Source organism: Streptomyces luteogriseus, from assembly GCF_014205055.1.
In the GTDB taxonomy this organism is placed as follows: Bacteria; Actinomycetota; Actinomycetes; order Streptomycetales; family Streptomycetaceae; genus Streptomyces; species Streptomyces luteogriseus.
On sequence record NZ_JACHMS010000001.1, the window covers coordinates 5,342,045 to 5,359,140 of the forward strand.

12 protein-coding genes are annotated in these 17,096 nt (G+C 71.2%); 11 read left to right on the top strand and 1 reads right to left on the bottom strand.

Annotated features, from left to right (window positions below):
- Positions 1 to 304: 304 nt before the first annotated feature.
- The 11 genes from BJ965_RS23665 to BJ965_RS23715 all read left to right on the top strand — a co-directional run bounded on the left by BJ965_RS23665 (position 305) and on the right by BJ965_RS23715 (position 15,612).
- The gene (locus BJ965_RS23665) at positions 305 to 2,494 is read left to right on the top strand and encodes a bifunctional polysaccharide deacetylase/glycosyltransferase family 2 protein (RefSeq protein WP_184910540.1); all 2,190 of its coding nucleotides are present in this window, start codon (positions 305 to 307) and stop codon (positions 2,492 to 2,494) included.
- Positions 2,491 to 3,684: an acyltransferase family protein gene (locus BJ965_RS23670; protein ID WP_184910542.1), complete on the top strand. Its 1,194-nt coding sequence runs from the start codon at positions 2,491 to 2,493 to the stop codon at positions 3,682 to 3,684. The genes BJ965_RS23665 and BJ965_RS23670 overlap by 4 nt, the downstream gene beginning before the upstream one ends.
- A gap of 84 nt (positions 3,685 to 3,768) precedes the next feature.
- The gene (locus BJ965_RS23675; RefSeq protein ID WP_184910544.1) at positions 3,769 to 4,788 is read left to right on the top strand and encodes a hypothetical protein; all 1,020 of its coding nucleotides are present in this window, start codon (positions 3,769 to 3,771) and stop codon (positions 4,786 to 4,788) included.
- A 158-nt stretch (positions 4,789 to 4,946) separates the two neighbouring features.
- Positions 4,947 to 6,332 (top strand): nitrate/nitrite transporter, encoded by a 1,386-nt coding sequence (locus BJ965_RS23680; RefSeq protein ID WP_030837715.1) that lies wholly within the window; start codon positions 4,947 to 4,949, stop codon positions 6,330 to 6,332.
- 116 nt (positions 6,333 to 6,448) lie between these two features.
- Positions 6,449 to 7,600 (top strand): uroporphyrinogen-III synthase, encoded by a 1,152-nt coding sequence (locus BJ965_RS23685; RefSeq protein ID WP_184910546.1) that lies wholly within the window; start codon positions 6,449 to 6,451, stop codon positions 7,598 to 7,600.
- Positions 7,601 to 8,502: 902 nt separating this feature from the next.
- Complete coding sequence (locus BJ965_RS23690) at positions 8,503 to 9,096, top strand: CGNR zinc finger domain-containing protein (protein ID WP_184910548.1); 594 nt, start codon at positions 8,503 to 8,505, stop codon at positions 9,094 to 9,096.
- A gap of 351 nt (positions 9,097 to 9,447) precedes the next feature.
- A complete protein-coding gene (locus tag BJ965_RS23695; protein ID WP_010039908.1) occupies positions 9,448 to 9,969 on the top strand; it encodes a sigma-70 family RNA polymerase sigma factor in 522 nt (173 codons plus the stop codon).
- Between the two features lie 47 nt (positions 9,970 to 10,016).
- Positions 10,017 to 10,799, top strand: coding sequence for an anti-sigma factor family protein (locus tag BJ965_RS23700; RefSeq protein WP_281402937.1), 783 nt, complete (start codon positions 10,017 to 10,019; stop codon positions 10,797 to 10,799).
- Between the two features lie 127 nt (positions 10,800 to 10,926).
- Positions 10,927 to 13,224, top strand: coding sequence for a HelD family protein (locus BJ965_RS23705; protein WP_184910550.1), 2,298 nt, complete (start codon positions 10,927 to 10,929; stop codon positions 13,222 to 13,224).
- A 331-nt stretch (positions 13,225 to 13,555) separates the two neighbouring features.
- Positions 13,556 to 14,989, top strand: a complete 1,434-nt coding sequence (locus BJ965_RS23710) for an NAD-dependent malic enzyme (RefSeq protein WP_184910552.1) — start codon at positions 13,556 to 13,558, stop codon at positions 14,987 to 14,989.
- Positions 14,990 to 15,330: 341 nt separating this feature from the next.
- On the top strand, positions 15,331 to 15,612 hold the full coding sequence (locus BJ965_RS23715; RefSeq protein ID WP_003990598.1) for an HU family DNA-binding protein: 282 nt from the start codon (positions 15,331 to 15,333) through the stop codon (positions 15,610 to 15,612).
- Between the two features lie 103 nt (positions 15,613 to 15,715).
- On the opposite strand, the gene murA is transcribed toward BJ965_RS23715, so the two are convergent.
- Entirely contained in the window at positions 15,716 to 17,056 is a 1,341-nt protein-coding gene (gene murA / locus BJ965_RS23720) for a UDP-N-acetylglucosamine 1-carboxyvinyltransferase (RefSeq protein WP_184910554.1), read from the bottom strand.
- Positions 17,057 to 17,096 lie beyond the last annotated feature (40 nt).

Sequence of the window (17,096 nt, forward strand, 5' to 3'; positions counted from 1 at the left end):
GCATCACCAGTCCGGCACCACCAATCCGGCCGGGCGCCGCAACACCCGCTCGTCCGGCCGGGCACCGCATCACCGCACACCCGGCCAGACGCTTCGCAGCCGCCCGGCCGGTCGGCAGAAGGCGGGGGCTTCCGGGCCGGCAGGGGGCGCCTCTCGATCGAGGTCAGCCGCCCCGACCGAACCGACCGCCGGCGCAGCGGACGCGCAACCGCGACGTCCCGCCGGCCGGGCCCTCCCCACCACACCGTCCGTCCGCCCCGTCCCCGTACCACCCCATCCCGCACCACCCGGAGTACCACCACCCATGGCATCCCGTACCCGCCGTTCCGGGCGCGCGTCCCGAGCCCCTGGCGGCTCCAGGCGCCGGCGCCTGCCCATGCGTCTGTTGCTGCCCCTGTTCGTGCTCGTCGCGCTGGGCGCGATGCTCATGCTGCGCGGATACGTGCACAGCGAGGTCCTCGCCGACCACCGCGTCGGACCGCCCGCCGCGAACGACCGCGTCCCGAAGGACATCCTCAAGGGCGGGCCGGTCATCGACACCCGCAGCGGGAAGGCGACCAGCCTGGACCTCCCGGACCACGAGCTGGTACTGACGTTCGACGACGGCCCCGACCCGATGTGGACGCCCAAGGTCCTCGACGTGCTGAAGAAGCACGACGCCCACGCCGTCTTCTTCATCACCGGCACCATGGCCTCCCGGTACCCGGACCTCGTCCAGCGCATGGTCGACGAGGGCCACGAGATCGGGCTGCACACCTTCAACCACCCCGACCTGTCCCTGCAGAGCAAGAGCCGGGTCGACTGGGAGCTGTCGCAGAACCAGCTCGCGCTCGCCGGCGCCGCCGGCATCCGCACCTCGCTGTTCCGCCCGCCCTACTCGTCGTTCGCCCAGAACATGGACAACAACACCTGGCCGGTCACCGAGTACATCGGCAGCAAGGGCTACATCACCATCGTCAACGACACCGACAGCGAGGACTGGCGCAGGCCCGGCGCCGAGCAGATCATCCGCAACGCCACGCCGCAGAAGGGCCACGGCGCCATCGTGCTGATGCACGACTCCGGTGGTGACCGCTCCCAGACCGTGGCCGCCCTCGACCGGTACGTCTCCGGGCTGACGGACAAGGGCTACCGCTTCCACACCCTCACCGCCGCCCTCGACGCCCCCAGCGCGCACACCCCGGTCGCCGGGCTGGAGTCGCTGAAGGGCGAGGCGTGGGTGTTCCTGGTGCAGGCCTCCGAGAAGGTGACCGGGGTGCTCGTCGCCGGCCTCGCCGTCGTCGGCGTGCTGGTCTTCGGCCGTCTCGGGCTGATGCTGATCCTCTCCGTGGCGCACGCCCGCCGGGTGCGGCGGCGCGGTTTCCGCTGGGGTGACCCGATCACGGAACCGGTCTCCGTCCTCGTGCCCGCCTACAACGAGGCCAAGTGCATCGAGCAGACGGTCCGTTCCCTCGTCGCCAGCGACCACCCCATCGAGGTGCTGGTCATCGACGACGGCTCCAGCGACGGCACCGCCCGCATCGTCGAGAACCTCGGCCTGCCCGGCGTACGCGTCGTCCGCCAGCTCAACGCGGGCAAGCCCGCCGCCCTCAACCGGGGCATCGCCAACGCCAAGTACGACCTGATCGTGATGATGGACGGCGACACGGTCTTCGAACCGACGACCGTCCGCGAACTCGTGCAGCCCTTCGGCGACCCGCGCGTCGGCGCCGTCGCGGGCAACGCCAAGGTCGGCAACCGCGACTCGCTCATCGGCGCGTGGCAGCACATCGAGTACGTGATGGGCTTCAACCTCGACCGCCGCATGTACGACGTACTGCGCTGCATGCCCACCATCCCCGGCGCGGTCGGGGCGTTCCGGCGCAGCGCACTGGAACGCGTCGGCGGCATGAGCGACGACACGCTCGCCGAGGACACCGACATCACGATGGCCATGCACCGCGACGGCTGGCACGTGGTGTACGCCGAGAAGGCCGTCGCCTGGACCGAGGCCCCGGAGTCCGTCCAGCAGCTGTGGTCCCAGCGCTACCGCTGGTCGTACGGCACCATGCAGGCCATCTGGAAGCACCGCCGGTCCATCGTCGAGCGAGGCCCCTCGGGCCGCTTCGGCCGGGTGGGCATGCCCCTGGTCTCGATGTTCATGGTCGTGGCGCCGCTGCTGGCCCCGCTGATCGACGTGTTCCTGCTGTACGGGCTGGTGTTCGGCCCCACGGAGAAGACCATCGGCGCCTGGCTGGGCGTCCTCGCGGTACAAGGGGTGTGCGCGGCCTACGCGTTCCACCTGGACAAGGAACGCATGACCCACCTGATCTCACTCCCGCTCCAGCAGATCCTCTACCGCCAGCTCATGTACGTCGTCCTGCTCCAGTCCTGGATCACCGCCCTCACCGGCGGCCGGCTGCGCTGGCAGAAGCTGCGGCGCACGGGCGCGGTGGGCCTGCCCGGGGGCGGAACGCCCGCACCCCAGGCGATGGACGGGAGGCCGGTCGGATGACCACGGCTCCCGTCACCGAGGCTCCCCGGCAGGAGCCGACCGCCGTCAAGAAGCCCGGCCGCGACCGGTACTTCGACCTGCTGCGCGCCCTCGCCCTGTTCCGTGTCGTGCTGTACCACCTGACGGGCTGGGCCTGGCTGCCGCTGGTGTTCCCGTCCATGGGCGTGATGTTCGCACTCGCCGGGAACCTCATGGCCCGCTCGCTGAAGCGCCCGGCCGTGCAGGTGATCCGCGGCCGGATGCGGCGGCTGCTGCCCCCGCTGTGGCTGCTCGGCGTCGTCGGCGTCACCGGCATGGTCCTCCAGGGCTGGGGCCCGGACGAGGACGGGCACCCGGGCTGGTGGCTGCTCCACCTCACCTTCTGGATCCTCCCGCTCAGCGACCCGCCCTACGCGGAGGGGCTGCCCGGCGTCCACGGCTTCATCGGCGAGAACTGGGCCGCGGACCTCGCGGGCCCGCTGTGGTACATCCGCGCCTACCTCTGGTACGTCCTGCTGTCGCCGGTGCTGCTGAAGGCCTTGCGCGCCCTGCCGGTCCTCACGATCCTCGCGCCCGTCGCCCTGGCCGTCGCCTTCGAGCAGGGCTGGATCACGCTGCCCGGCGAGCGGATCCCTTCGGCGCTCACGGACTTCTCCACCTTCGGTGCCTGCTGGATCCTCGGCATGGCCCACCAAGAGGGCATCCTCAAGCGGCTGCCGCGCTACATCGTGCCGTCCGTCGCACCCGTGATCGCCCTCGCCGGCCTCTGGTACGCCCTGCACCACGACTTCGGCACCGGCAACGACCTGGACAGCATGCCGCTCGCCCAGGCCCTGTGGTCCTTCGGCACGGTGGTCCTGCTGCTGCACCTCAGCCCGTCCTGGTCGGAGTGGCCGCGCCGGCTGCGCCCTCTCGCGGGGACGATCACGCTGCTCAACTCCCGGGCCGTGACCATCTATCTGTGGCACAACACCTGCATCCTGATCGCCGCCACCCTGTGGGACCGGCTGTGGGGCTTCCCCGTGCTGGAGCAGAACGTGCCCGGGCTGCTGGAGAGCGTCTGGCCGGTGCTGGTCCTGGTCTGGATCCTCATCGGCTGCTGCATCCTGGCGTTCGGCTGGGCGGAGGACCTGGCGGCCAAGCAGAGGCCGCGGTTGTGGCCGACGGGGGAGTCCCCGGAGAAGGGACGCGGGAGCCGGAGACGCGCCTGACGGACCCCGTTCCCCCGGGCTTTCCCGATGTGGAAAACTGCACGGGTTGCGCTTGTGAACAAAGTGGCCCGGGGGAGCGGTGGGATGAGTAAGCGGCAGATGCAGAAGATGCTGCGGTTGATGGCGAGCGGGGAACCGGTCGAGCTCACCAGCCCGATGGCGTCCGTGAAGAAGCTCGCCCGGCTGGCCTTCGTCGCCCAGCAGTTCGGCTACGAGTACGCCGACGTCCGCCAGAGCAGCGGCCGCAACGGCGCGCTCACCATGCTGATCCTGCCCGACCCGAGCCCTCAGGCCCGGGCCCGGGCCGGGCAGAACTGGGCGCAGTACCCCAACGCCGCCGACGGCGTCTCCCTGCCGCCGCTCGTGCCCGACGCCTTCGAACTCCTCAAGGCCCGCATCAACTTCGACCTCACCGGCAAGAACGCCGAGAAGCGCATGGGGTACGGGGCCCTGGGCGTCACCGTCGGCTGTGTGATCCTCGCCTTCCGCTTCGGGGGGCGCTCCACCGACTTCGTCGCGGCCGGTGTGGTGTGGCTGCTGCTCATGGCGGTCTTCGGCATCGGCCTGGTGGTGACGCGCAAGCGCAACGCCAAGTTCGCGGCCCGGCTGCGGGCGGCGGGCTTCGCGCCGGTGCAGGACGAGAACGGGCGGCTGCGGTATCTGCCGCCGGGGGCACAGCCGCCCGGGCAGGGCAACCCGTTCGCGGGCGGGCCGTACGGCGGGGCTGTGCCGGGCCAACCGGGTCCGGCGGCGGGAACGCCGCAGCCGGCCTACGGGCAGCAGCCGCCCGGGCCGTACGCCCAGCCCGCGCAGGCCCCGTACCCGGGTCAGCCCGCACCGCCTCCCTACGGTGGTCAGCCGGCGCAGGCCCCGTACCCGGGTCAGCCCGCACCGCCTCCCTACGGTGGTCAGCCGGCGCAGGCCCCGTACCCGGGTCAGCCCGCACCGCCTCCCTACGGTGGTCAGCCGGCCCAGGCCCCGTACCCCGGTCAGCCCGCGCCCGGCCCCTACGGAGCGCAGCCCCCGGGCCCGTACGGCCGGCCGTACCAGCAGCCGCAGCCCCACCCTCAGCAGAACCCGCACGGGCAGCCCCCGCAGCACTGACGCGGGAACCTCCCGGAACCTCTCATCCCGCCCGGGCGCGGGGTGAGAGCAAAGTTCCCTCGCGGTCACCCGCTGCCACAGGCAGGAAACGAGTCCTCCCTACCTTCGGGATCAGTCACCAGAAGTACGACCGAGCCCCGGAGCACAGTGGAGGCGTCATGACAGGCCCTGGCACGGCACCCGTACCCCCGAGCAAGGGCGGACGCTGGATCCGGCACTGGGATCCGGAGAACGAGACGTTCTGGAAGGAGACCGGGGAGAAGGTCGCCCGCCGCAACCTCTTCTTCTCCGTGCTGTCCGAGCACATCGGTTTCTCGATCTGGACCCTGTGGTCCGTGCTGGTGCTCTTCATGGGCCCGGAGTACGGACTGACCCCCGCCGACAAGTTCATGCTGACCTCGATGGTCACGCTGGTCGGCGCCGTCGTCCGCGTCCCCTACACCTTCGCCGTGGCGATCTTCGGCGGACGGAACTGGACGATCATCTCCGCGGCCCTCCTGCTGGTGCCGACCGTCGCCGCGTTCACCGTGATGGAGCCGGGGACGTCCTTCTCCACGTTTCTGCTGGTCGGCCTGCTCGCCGGTGTCGGCGGCGGCAACTTCGCCTCTTCCATGACCAACATCAACGCCTTCTTCCCGCTGCGGAAGAAGGGCTGGGCGCTCGGCCTGAACGCGGGCGGCGGCAACATCGGTGTCCCCGTGATCCAGCTGGCCGCGCTCGCCATCATCGGCGCGGGCGGCGGCCCGCGGGTGCTGCTCGGGATCTACATTCCCCTGATCCTCGTGGCAGCCGTCATGGCCGCGTTCTTCATGGACAACCTGGAGAACGTCAAGAACGACACCGGTGCCGCCAAGGACGCCGCGCGGGACGCCCACACCTGGATCATGTCCGTCCTCTACATCGGCACGTTCGGGTCGTTCATCGGCTACAGCTTCGCCTTCGGACAGGTCCTGCAGAACCAGTTCGGACGCACCCCGCTGGAGGCGGCGTACGTCACCTTCATCGGCCCGCTCCTCGGCTCGCTGATCCGGCCCCTCGGCGGCTGGCTCGCCGACCGGCACGGCGGCGCGAAGATCAGCCTGTGGAACTACGTCGGTATGGGTGTGGCGACGGCGGTCCTGATCGGCGCCTCCATGGAGAAGTCGCTGGCGCTGTTCACCGTGGCGTTCGTGGTGCTGTTCGTGCTCAGCGGGCTCGGCAACGGCTCGACCTTCAAGATGATCCCGGGCATCTTCCAGAACAAGGCCCTGGCCAAGGGGCTTCAGGGCGAGGAGGCGGCGGCGTACGGGCGGCGGCTGTCCGGGGCCTCCATGGGCCTGATCGGCGCGGTGGGCGCGCTCGGCGGTGTCGGCATCAACCTGGCCTTCCGCCAGTCCTTCCTCTCCTACGGCTCGGGCACCGGGGCGTTCGTCGCCTTCCTGGCCTTCTACGCGGTCTGCTTCGTGGTCACATGGGCCGTATACCTTCGCCGTACGGCTCCCCGGGTACCCGTCACCACGGCGACCTCGGAGGCGAAGCCGCAGCTCAGCTACGCCGAGGTGTGACGTAACACCAGCGACATCACGCCGATCCGGGCCTGTCACGAGCCGTTGACAGGCTCGATCGGCATGTAGGTACGCCGTACCCACGAAGTACGACGACTGGATGCGGGACGAGAGCCATGTACGAGGAAGAACAGCGACCTGACCACGGGCCCCTGGCGGGTTTCACCGTGGGTGTGACGGCCGCGCGCCGGGCCGATGAGCTCGGGGTGCTGCTGCAGCGACGCGGTGCCGCCGTCCTGCACGCCCCGGCCCTGCGGATCGTGCCGCTCGCCGACGACAGCGAGCTGCTGGCCGCGACGAAGGAGATCATCGAGCAGGTGCCGGACATCGTCGTGGCCACGACCGCGATCGGGTTCCGGGGCTGGGTCGAGGCCGCGGACGGCTGGGGGCTCGGGGAAGAGCTGCTGTCCCGGCTGGGCGGCGTACGGATCATGGCGCGCGGGCCGAAGGTCAAGGGCGCGGTGCGGGCCGCCGGGCTGACGGAGGAGTGGTCGCCGTCGTCGGAGTCCATGGCGGAGGTGCTGGACCGGCTGCTGGAGGAGGGCGTCGACGGTCTGCGGATCGCGATCCAGCTGCACGGTGAGCCGCTGCCCGGGTTCGTGGAGGCGCTGCGGGCGGGCGGGGCCGAGGTGCTCGGGGTGCCCGTCTACCGCTGGATGCCGCCGGAGGACCTGGCCCCGGTCGACCGTCTGCTGGACGCGACGGTCGCCCGGGCCCTGGACGCGGTCACCTTCACCAGCGCCCCGGCCGCGGCCTCGCTCCTCTCCCGGGCGAAGGACCGCGGGCTGCTCGACGAGGTCCTGGCGGCGCTGAGCCACGACGTCCTTCCGGCCTGTGTCGGCCCGGTCACCGCCCTCCCCCTGCAGTCCCGCGGCATCGACACGATCCAGCCGGAGCGATTCCGGCTCGGCCCGCTGGTCCAGCTCCTGTGCCAGGAACTCCCCGCGCGGGCGCGCTCCTTCCCCGTCGCCGGGCACCGCGTGGAGATCCGGGGCCACGCCGTCCTGGTCGACGGCGACCTCAAGCCGGTCCCGCCCGCCGGCATGTCCCTGCTGCGCGCCCTCTCCCACCGCCCCGGCTGGGTCGTCGCCCGTGCGGACCTGCTGCGCGCCCTGCCCGGCTCCGGCCGCGACGAACACGCCGTGGAAACCGCCATGGCCCGCCTTCGTACGGCCCTCGGCACACCGAAGCTGATCCAGACAGTGGTCAAACGCGGCTATCGCCTGGCCTTGGACCCGAGCGCGGAAACGAAGTACGCGGACGCGTGAGCCCGTCCGGGGGTTGAGCGGGATCGCGACATCCTCTGCCCCGTCGTCGGCCGGGAACGCGCCGGCCGCCGCCGGTGGGCGGGTAAGGCGCGGGCTGAGGGGCGGAGGGTCGGAGGGTCGGACTGGAGCGTGCCGCCGGTGGGAGGGGTCCGGCGGAGAGAGCCGTTGCGCCGGGCGTTGCCGGCGCGAGTGGGGAGTTCCATGGGGCCCTACGGCTGTGTGACCTCGCGGTTTGTTGGGCGGGGCCCGGCCGTCGGGGTGTGGGGCAGGTGGCCTGAGCGGGGTGCGCCGGGCGGGTTCTGCTTGCCGGGCGGCCCCGCCGGGGGAGGTGATGCCCGACGGGAGTCCGGCCGCCGGGCGTTGGCGGCACGGTGGGTGTTCCACGGGGCCCTACGGCTGTGTGACCTCGCGGTTTGTTGGGCGGGGCCCGGCCGTCGGACCCTGGCTCCGACGGCCGACGCGGGACGCCCTGCGCGCCCCCGGCCCAGCCGACACGCCCTGCGCGCCCCCTGGCCCGGGTCGGCACGCCCTGAGCATCCCCGGCCCAGGCGGGACGCCCTCCGCGCCCCTGGCCCCTTGCGACACGCCCACCCGGACCCTGGCCTGGGCAGGGACGCCCTCCCCGTCCCCCGGCCCAGCCGACACGCCCTCCCCGCCCTCCGGCCCAGGCGGGACGCCCCACCCGGATCCTGGCTCGCCCCCCGCCCCGCTGTCGGCGTGGCCGGAACGGGTGTCGCGTACCGGCGTCCGGTGCGGCCGGGTGTGCGCGAGGGGTTTTCGGCGTCGTCGCGGGCAGGCACTGTAAGAGGGAGCGGCCCACCGGCCCTCACGTCGGTGTCCCACGCGACGCGTCGCACCGAAGCCCTCGCAACCGGGGTGAACCCCTAGGCGGTGACAGGCACATGGCACTGGGTACGGCCACGGCCCCCTACGAGCTGCGGTTCGACGCCGGGCGGATCTGCCTGGACCTGCTCTCCACCACGCACCCGGAGGAACGGCTCGACTCCGTGGACGTGCTGCGCGCCTGGATCACCGGCTCCGGGCTCGTCCCCGCGGACACCGCCCTGGCCCACGCCGACACCGGCTGGCTGCTGGCCTTCCGCGAACTGCGCGCCCAGGTCGACCGGTTGGTGCGCTGCCGGCCGAGACCCGGAGTCGCGACGTACGACCTCGCCCTCGCCCGGGTCAACGACCTGGCCCGCACCGCACCCCCGGCCCCCCGCGCGGTCCGCGGCGAAGACGGCCAACTGCTGCGGCGGTTGGACGGCCCGCCCGGCTGCGCCGCCCTGCTCGCCGTCGTCGCCCGGGACGCCGTGGACCTGCTGACCGACCCCGTCGCCCGCGCGGCCCTGCGCCAGTGCGAAGGGGACAACTGCCCCATCGTGTACCTCGACACGTCCCGGGGACGCAGGAGGCGCTGGTGCTCCAGTGAGGTCTGCGGGAACCGCGAACGCGTCGCCCGGCACCGCCGCCGCGCGGCACTCGCCCGCGCCTAAACGGAATTGAGTGGTCCGTGCACTCAATTTCCCTGTCCTAAATGCGACTTCTGCGACCCCGACGTCGAAGTGATTTCGATTACACGCCGTTTACCTACGCCACCGTAGGGAAGGCCTGGCTTGATCTTGCCGATGTGGCGGATATGTAAAGAACGCGGGGTGGGAATGTGACTCCATGTCCCGCTCGTCACGTCATCCGGAAGAAATCTGTCGGGTCTCTTTGAACGCCCAACCGCTCGCGTCCGTACGGCATGTGGAGCGACCGACTGGGGGAACCCCCGGACATCGGAGGTGGGCGTGCGCAAGGATTCCGTCGTGGCCAATGAACGAGCACCGAGGGCCCGACATCGCATGTCCCAGCCCTCGGAACCCGACGAGGAGCTGATGCGTGCGCTCTATCGCGAACACGCCGGACCCCTGCTTGCGTATGTCCTGCGCCTGGTCGCCGGAGACCGGCAGCGCGCCGAGGACGTCGTGCAGGAGACGCTCATCCGTGCCTGGAAGAACGCCGGTCAGCTCAATCGAGCGACCGGATCGGTACGCCCCTGGCTGGTGACGGTCGCCCGGCGCATCGTCATCGACGGCCACCGCAGCCGGCAGGCCCGGCCGCAGGAGGTCGACCCGTCGCCGCTGGAGGTCATCCCCGCGGAGGACGAGATCGACAAGGCGCTGTGGCTGATGACTCTCTCGGACGCACTCGACGACCTGACCCCTGCCCACCGGGAGGTGCTCGTCGAGACGTACTTCAAGGGGCGTACGGTCAATGAGGCGGCCGAGACCCTGGGCATACCCAGCGGAACCGTCCGCTCCAGGGTGTTCTACGCCCTGCGTTCGATGAAGCTGGCACTGGAGGAGCGGGGGGTGACGGCGTGATGAGTGTTTACGGGGGTAACCAGGGATTCGGTACGGGAGGCGTGGGTATGTCTGGACCCATGCAGGAGTCCCCGGTGCCGAACGAGCACGAGACCGTCGGCGCCTACGCCCTCGGCATCCTCGACGACGCCGAGGCAACCGCTTTCGAAGCCCACCTCGCGACCTGCGAATGGTGCGCCCAGCAGCTCGACGAACTGGCCGGCATGGAGCCGATGCTCGCCGCCCTCGCCGATCTGCCCGGCTCGGGCAGCACCCCCGCGATCGGCGAGTCGCTGTCCGCGAAGCCCCGGCCGCGCCTGGTGGAGAAGCTGGTCGACGAGGTCGCCGACCGCCGCGCGCAGAAGCGCCGCCGCAGCTTCTACATGGTGGCCGCGGCCGGTGCGCTGATCATCGGCGGCCCCTTCGTCGCGGTCGCGACGAACGGCGGTGACGGCGGCGGCGGCGCGGAGAACCGACCCCTCGCGGCGAGCCCCGCCAAGGCGGCCTTCGAGGGCATCTCCGACAAGATCTCCGCCACCGACCCGAGCACCAAGGTCACCGCGACGGTCGCCCTCCAGAAGAAGGACTGGGGGACGGGCGTGGTCACCGAGCTCAAGAACGTCAAGGGCCCGCTCAAGTGCGCCCTCGTCGCGGTCGGCAAGAACGGCGAGCGCGAGACCCTGTCCTCCTGGTCCGTCCCGGAGTGGGGCTACGGCCTCCCCGACGCCAAGACCGAGAAGGCCAAGGAGCCCCTGTACGTCCAGGGCGGCGCCGCCTTCGAGCCGAACGAGATCGACCACTTCGAGGTCGTCACCTTCGACGGCAAGCGACTGGTCGAGGTGGACGCGTAGGACTGTTCGGCCGTACGGCAGGCGCCATTGGGGCCAACAGGTCCCGCGCCTGTCCGCCGGCCCGTAGCTTCCAGGGGTCCCCTTCGCGTACGGTTGACGGCTGCCCAGCACGTCAGAAGGGGGCCCGGTGGCCGTTCAGGCTCAGAGACAAGACGCGGTCGGTTCGGTGCACGATTCGGTTCGTGACCGGGAGATCAGCGTCGAACAGGAACACCTGGACCGGGTGTACCGGCGCCTCGAGGAGAAGATCCACGAGGCGGAGTTCCTCATGCAGGACGCGGCCAGGCGCGGCCAGGTCGGCACCCCCGGCGCACTCGCCGAGCGGGACGCCCAGGTCTTCCGCGCGGGCGTCCACCTCAACCGGCTGAACAACGAGTTCGAGGACTTCCTCTTCGGCCGGATCGACCTGCTGACCGGCAAGGACGGCAAGAAGGGCCCCGACGGGGCGTACACCGCCGTCGAGCCGGCGGAGGGGGCCGTACGTCCCGACAACACCGCCGACATCGCCGAGACCCTGCACATCGGCCGCATCGGCGTCCTCGACCAGGACTACACGCCGCTGGTCATCGACTGGCGGGCCCCGGCCGCCGCCCCCTTCTACCGCTCCACCCCGGTCGACCCCGGCCGTGTCGTCCGGCGCCGCGTCATCCGCTCCAAGGGCCGCCGGGTACTGGGCGTCGAGGACGACCTGATGCGCCCCGAGCTGACGGCGTACCTCGACGGCGACGCGCTGCCCGTCATCGGCGACGGCGCCCTGATGGCCGCGCTCGGCCAGGCCCGCAGCCACACCATGCGCGACATCGTCGCCTCCATCCAGGCCGAGCAGGACCTGGTCATCCGCGCCCCCGCCGCCTCCGTGACGTACGTCGAGGGCGGCCCCGGCACCGGCAAGACCGCCGTCGCCCTGCACCGGGCCGCCTACCTCCTCTACCAGGACCGGCGCCGCTACGCGGGGGGCATCCTGATCGTCTCGCCGACCCCGCTGCTCGTCGCCTACACCGAGGGCGTGCTGCCCTCCCTCGGCGAGGAGGGCCAGGTCGCCATCCGCGCCATCGGCTCCCTGGTCGAGGGCAGCGAGGCCACGCTCTACGACTCCCCGGCCGTGGCCCGCGCCAAGGGTTCCTCCCGCATGCTCAAGGTGCTGCGCAAGGCCGCCCGCGGCGCCCTGGAGCTGAACGATCCGCCGACCCGGCTGCGCGTGGTCGCCTTCGGCCGCCGCCTGGAGCTGGAGGCCCGGGAGCTGGACGGCATCCGCCGCTCCGCCCTCGGTGGCACCGCCCCGGTGAACCTGCTGCGCCCGCGCGCCCGCAAGCTGCTCCTGGACGCCCTGTGGGAGCGGTCCGGCGCGGCCGGCCGGCACTCCGACCCCGAACTCGCGGCCGAGCTGCGCTCCTCCTTCGACGAGGACATCACCTCCGAGGACGCCTTCATCGCCTTCCTGGACGCCTGGTGGCCGGAGCTCACCCCGGCGGCCGTCCTGGACGCCATGGCCGACGAACGGCGCCTCGGCCGCTGGGCCCGGCGGATCCTCAACCCCGGCGAGGTCCGCAAGGTCGCCCGCTCCCTGCGGCGCGAGGGCCGCACGGTGCACGACATCGCCCTGCTCGACGAGCTCCAGGCCGTCCTCGGCGCCCCGGCCCGCCCCCGCAGGAAGCGCGAACTCGACCCGCTCGACCAGCTCACCGGCCTGGAGGAGCTGATGCCGGTGCGCGAGGAGTCGCAGCGCGAGCGCGCCGAACGCCTCGCCCAGGAGCGCGTCGAGTACGCCCACGTCATCGTCGACGAGGCCCAGGACCTCACCCCCATGCAGTGGCGCATGGTCGGCCGCCGCGGCCGGCACGCCACCTGGACGGTCGTCGGCGACCCGGCCCAGTCCTCCTGGTCCGACCCGGACGAGGCCGCCGAGGCCCGCGACGAGGCACTCGGCACCCGCCCCCGCCGCCGCTTCGAGCTCACGGTGAACTACCGCAACCCGGCCGAGATCGCCGAGCTGGCCTCGAAGGTCCTCGCCCTCGCCATGCCCGGTTCCGTGTCGCCGAAGGCGGTCCGCTCCACCGGCGTGGAACCCCGCTTCACCGTCGTGGAGGACACCCTCGGCTCCACCGTCCGCGACGAGGCGGCCCGGCTGCTGGAGCGCGTCGACGGCACCGTCGGCGTGGTCGTCGCCATGCAGCGCCGCGAGGAGGCACGCCGCTGGCTCGCCGGCCTCGGCGACCGGGTCGTGGCCCTCGGCAGCCTGGAGGCCAAGGGCCTGGAGTACGACGCGACGGTCGTGGTCTCCCCGGCGGAGATCGCCGACGAGTCCCCGGCCGGCCTGCGCGTCCTCTACGTCGCGCTGACCCGGGCCACCCAGCAGCTCACGGTCGTCTCGGCCGACCGGGACGAGCCCGACGCGGCGGGAGTTCCGGATCTGCTCAGGGACTGAGGCGCGATACCCAATTGTCGGCGAAATGAACTGCCGGTACGGGAATGGCCTTACGGGATCTGTTTGTTAGCCTGGATGTGGCACCGGCCCGATCCAAGCCCCCGGGCCCAACCTTCGTCGCTACGAGCGACCACTTGCCGCGAGGCGAGCATGGCGGGTCGGTGCCACTTGACCGAAGAGAGACCCACGTCCACGTGACGTGGGTCTCTTCTTTCTGCCCCATTCCGCGAACAAAACGTTCGCAATCGAGGGTGGCTACCTGCTACTCAGCGGTAGGTGCGACGATCGGACGGCACAAATCAGCGTCAGGTGAAAGCAGAGGAAGTCGGCCATGGCAACGGCGCCCAGCGTCTCCTACTCGATGACGGTCCGGCTGGAGGTGCCCGCGAGCGGAACCGCCGTCTCGCAGCTCACCACCGCCGTGGAGTCCTCCGGAGGCTCGGTGACCGGCCTCGACGTCACCGCATCCGGTCACGAGAAGCTCCGTATCGACGTCACCATCGCGGCGACGTCGACCGCGCACGCGGACGAGATCGTGGAGGAACTCCGCGGCATCGAGGGCGTCACCCTGGGCAAGGTCTCGGACCGGACCTTCCTCATGCACCTCGGCGGCAAGATCGAGATGGCGTCCAAGCACCCCATCCGCAACCGTGACGACCTGTCCATGGTCTACACGCCGGGCGTGGCCCGCGTCTGCATGGCGATCGCCGAGAACCCCGAGGACGCCCGGCGCCTCACCATCAAGCGCAACTCCGTTGCGGTCGTGACGGACGGCTCCGCCGTGCTGGGCCTGGGCAACATCGGCCCCAAGGCCGCGCTGCCCGTCATGGAGGGCAAGGCGGCCCTCTTCAAGCGGTTCGCCGGGATCGACGCCTGGCCGATCTGCCTCGACACCCAGGACACCGACGCGATCGTCGAGATCGTCAAGGCGATCGCCCCGGGCTTCGCGGGCATCAACCTCGAGGACATCTCCGCCCCGCGCTGCTTCGAGATCGAGGCCCGGCTGCGCGAGGCCCTCGACATCCCCGTCTTCCACGACGACCAGCACGGCACCGCGATCGTCGTCCTCGCCGCCTTGACGAACGCACTTCGCGTCACCGGCAAGGCGATCGAGAACATCCGCGTCGTCATGTCCGGCGCCGGCGCGGCCGGTACGGCCATCCTGAAGCTGCTGCTCGCCGCGGGCGTCAAGAACGCCGTCGTCGCCGACATCCACGGCGTCGTGCACGCCGGCCGCGAGGACCTGGTGGACGCCGCCCCGGACTCGGCGCTGCGCTGGATCGCCGACAACACCAACCCCGAGGGCCTCACGGGCACCCTGAAGGAGGCCGTGCGCGGCGCCGACGTCTTCATCGGCGTCTCCGCCCCGAACGTCCTCGACGGTGACGACGTGGCCGCCATGGCCGAGGGTGCGATCGTGTTCGCGCTTGCGAACCCGGATCCCGAGGTCGACCCGGCAATCGCCCGCCAGACCGCGGCCGTTGTCGCCACCGGCCGCTCGGACTTCCCGAACCAGATCAACAACGTGCTGGTCTTCCCGGGTGTGTTCCGCGGTCTGCTGGACGCGCAGTCCCGGACGGTCAACACCGAGATGATGCTGGCCGCCGCGAAGGCCCTCGCGGACGTCGTGACCGAGGACGAGCTGAACCCGAACTACATCATCCCGAGCGTCTTCAACGACAAGGTCGCGGGCGCGGTCGCCGGCGCCGTGCGGGAGGCCGCCAAGGCGGTCGGTGCGGGGTCGGGCAGCCCGTCCGGCGTCTGAGGCCGAGGCCGTCCGGGCCGCTGCGGGGGTCCGGACGGCGCAGTCTCCCCGGACTGTGAGTAACCCCACGGCGGCCTGGAACCCGGCGCGTCGCAAGAACCCTGTCAGCAGCGGAGCTATCGTGGCGCCAGGCTCAGGCCCTCTTTTCGTGTGACTCCCCAAGGGTGTTCTCACGACTCCTGCGGGTGCCGGATTGGCTTTCCCGCCGCAGGTAGGGGCAGGATGCGTCCCTGGGCGCGAGGGTCTGACGACGGACCCGGGTCCGGGGACTCATCGAGGACCCTGGCAGCATCGGCTTCGATCTGACGCCTCAACGGCAAGATGAACACGGGAGTAACAACATGAACCGCAGTGAGCTGGTGGCCGCGCTGGCCGACCGCGCCGAGGTGACCCGCAAGGACGCCGACGCCGTCCTGGCCGCGTTCGCCGACGTCGTCGGCGACATCGTCTCCAAGGGCGACGAGAAGGTCACCATCCCCGGCTTCCTGACCTTCGAGCGCACGCACCGTGCCGCTCGTACCGCCCGCAACCCGCAGACCGGCGAGCCCATCCAGATCCCCGCCGGTTACAGCGTGAAGGTCTCCGCGGGCTCGAAGCTCAAGGAAGCGGCCAAGGGCAAGTAACCCTGCCGTTCGTACGCCGACGGTGTACGAACCCAGTGAGTGACATCAAAGGGGCGGCCACCCGAACCGGGTGGCCGCCCCTTTGGCGTCACTGCCTGTCCTGCTACCCGAGCGCCTTGCCCGGCAGCTCCACCTTCGCGCCGAGCTCCATGAGTTTCTCCATGAAGTTCTCGTAGCCGCGGTTGATGAGGCCGATGCCGTGGACGCGGGACGTGCCCTGGGCCGCCAGGGCCGCGATCAGGTACGAGAAGCCGCCGCGGAGGTCGGGGATGACCAGGTCCGCGCCCTGGAGCTTCGTCGGGCCCGAGACGACGGCCGAGTGCAGGAAGTTGCGCTGGCCGAAGCGGCAGTTCGAGCCGCCCAGGCACTCGCGGTAGAGCTGGATGTGCGCGCCCATCTGGTTCAGCGCGGACGTGAAGCCGAGGCGGGACTCGTAGACCGTCTCGTGGATGATGGACAGGCCCGTGGCCTGGGTCAGGGCGACCACCAGCGGCTGCTGCCAGTCGGTCTGGAAGCCCGGGTGGACGTCCGTCTCCAGCGCGATGGACTTCAGCTGGCCGCCGGGGTGCCAGAAGCGGATGCCCTCGTCGTCGATCTCGAAGGCACCGCCCACCTTGCGGTAGGTGTTCAGGAACGTCATCATCGAGCGCTGCTGGGCGCCGCGGACAATGATGTTGCCCTCGGTCGCCAGCGCCGCGGACGCCCAGGACGCGGCCTCCAGGCGGTCCGGGAGGGCGCGGTGGTTGTAGCCGCCGAGCTGGTCCACACCGGTGATGCGGATCGTCCGGTCGGTGTCCATCGCGATGATCGCGCCCATCTTCTGCAGCACGCAGATGAGGTCCTCGATCTCCGGCTCGACGGCCGCGTTGGACAGCTCCGTGACGCCCTCCGCGAGGACGGCCGTCAGCAGCACCTGCTCGGTCGCGCCGACGGACGGGTACGGCAGCGCGATCTTCGTACCGCGCAGCCGCCGGGGCGCCTCCAGGTACTGGCCGTCCTCCCGCTTCTCGATCTTCGCGCCGAACTGCCGCAGCACCTCGAAGTGGAAGTCGATGGGCCGGCCGCCGATGTCGCAGCCGCCGAGGCCGGGGATGAACGCGTGGCCGAGACGGTGCAGCAGCGGGCCGCAGAACAGGATCGGGATACGGCTCGAACCGGCGTGGGCATCGATGTCAGCGACGTTGGCGCTCTCCACGCGCGTCGGATCCATCACCAGTTCGCCGGGCTCGTCACCCGGACGGACCGTCACACCGTGCAGCTGCAGCAGACCCCGTACCACCCGAACGTCGCGGATGTCCGGAACATTGCGCAGCCGGCTCGGAGCGCTGCCCAGCAGCGCTGCGACCATGGCCTTCGGTACGAGGTTCTTCGCACCGCGGACACGGATCTCGCCCTCCAGCGGGGTTCCGCCGTGGACAAGCAGGACATCGTCGTTGACGGTCATGAATCTCGCGTTCCATGGAGTCGGGCAGGGGCCAGGAGGG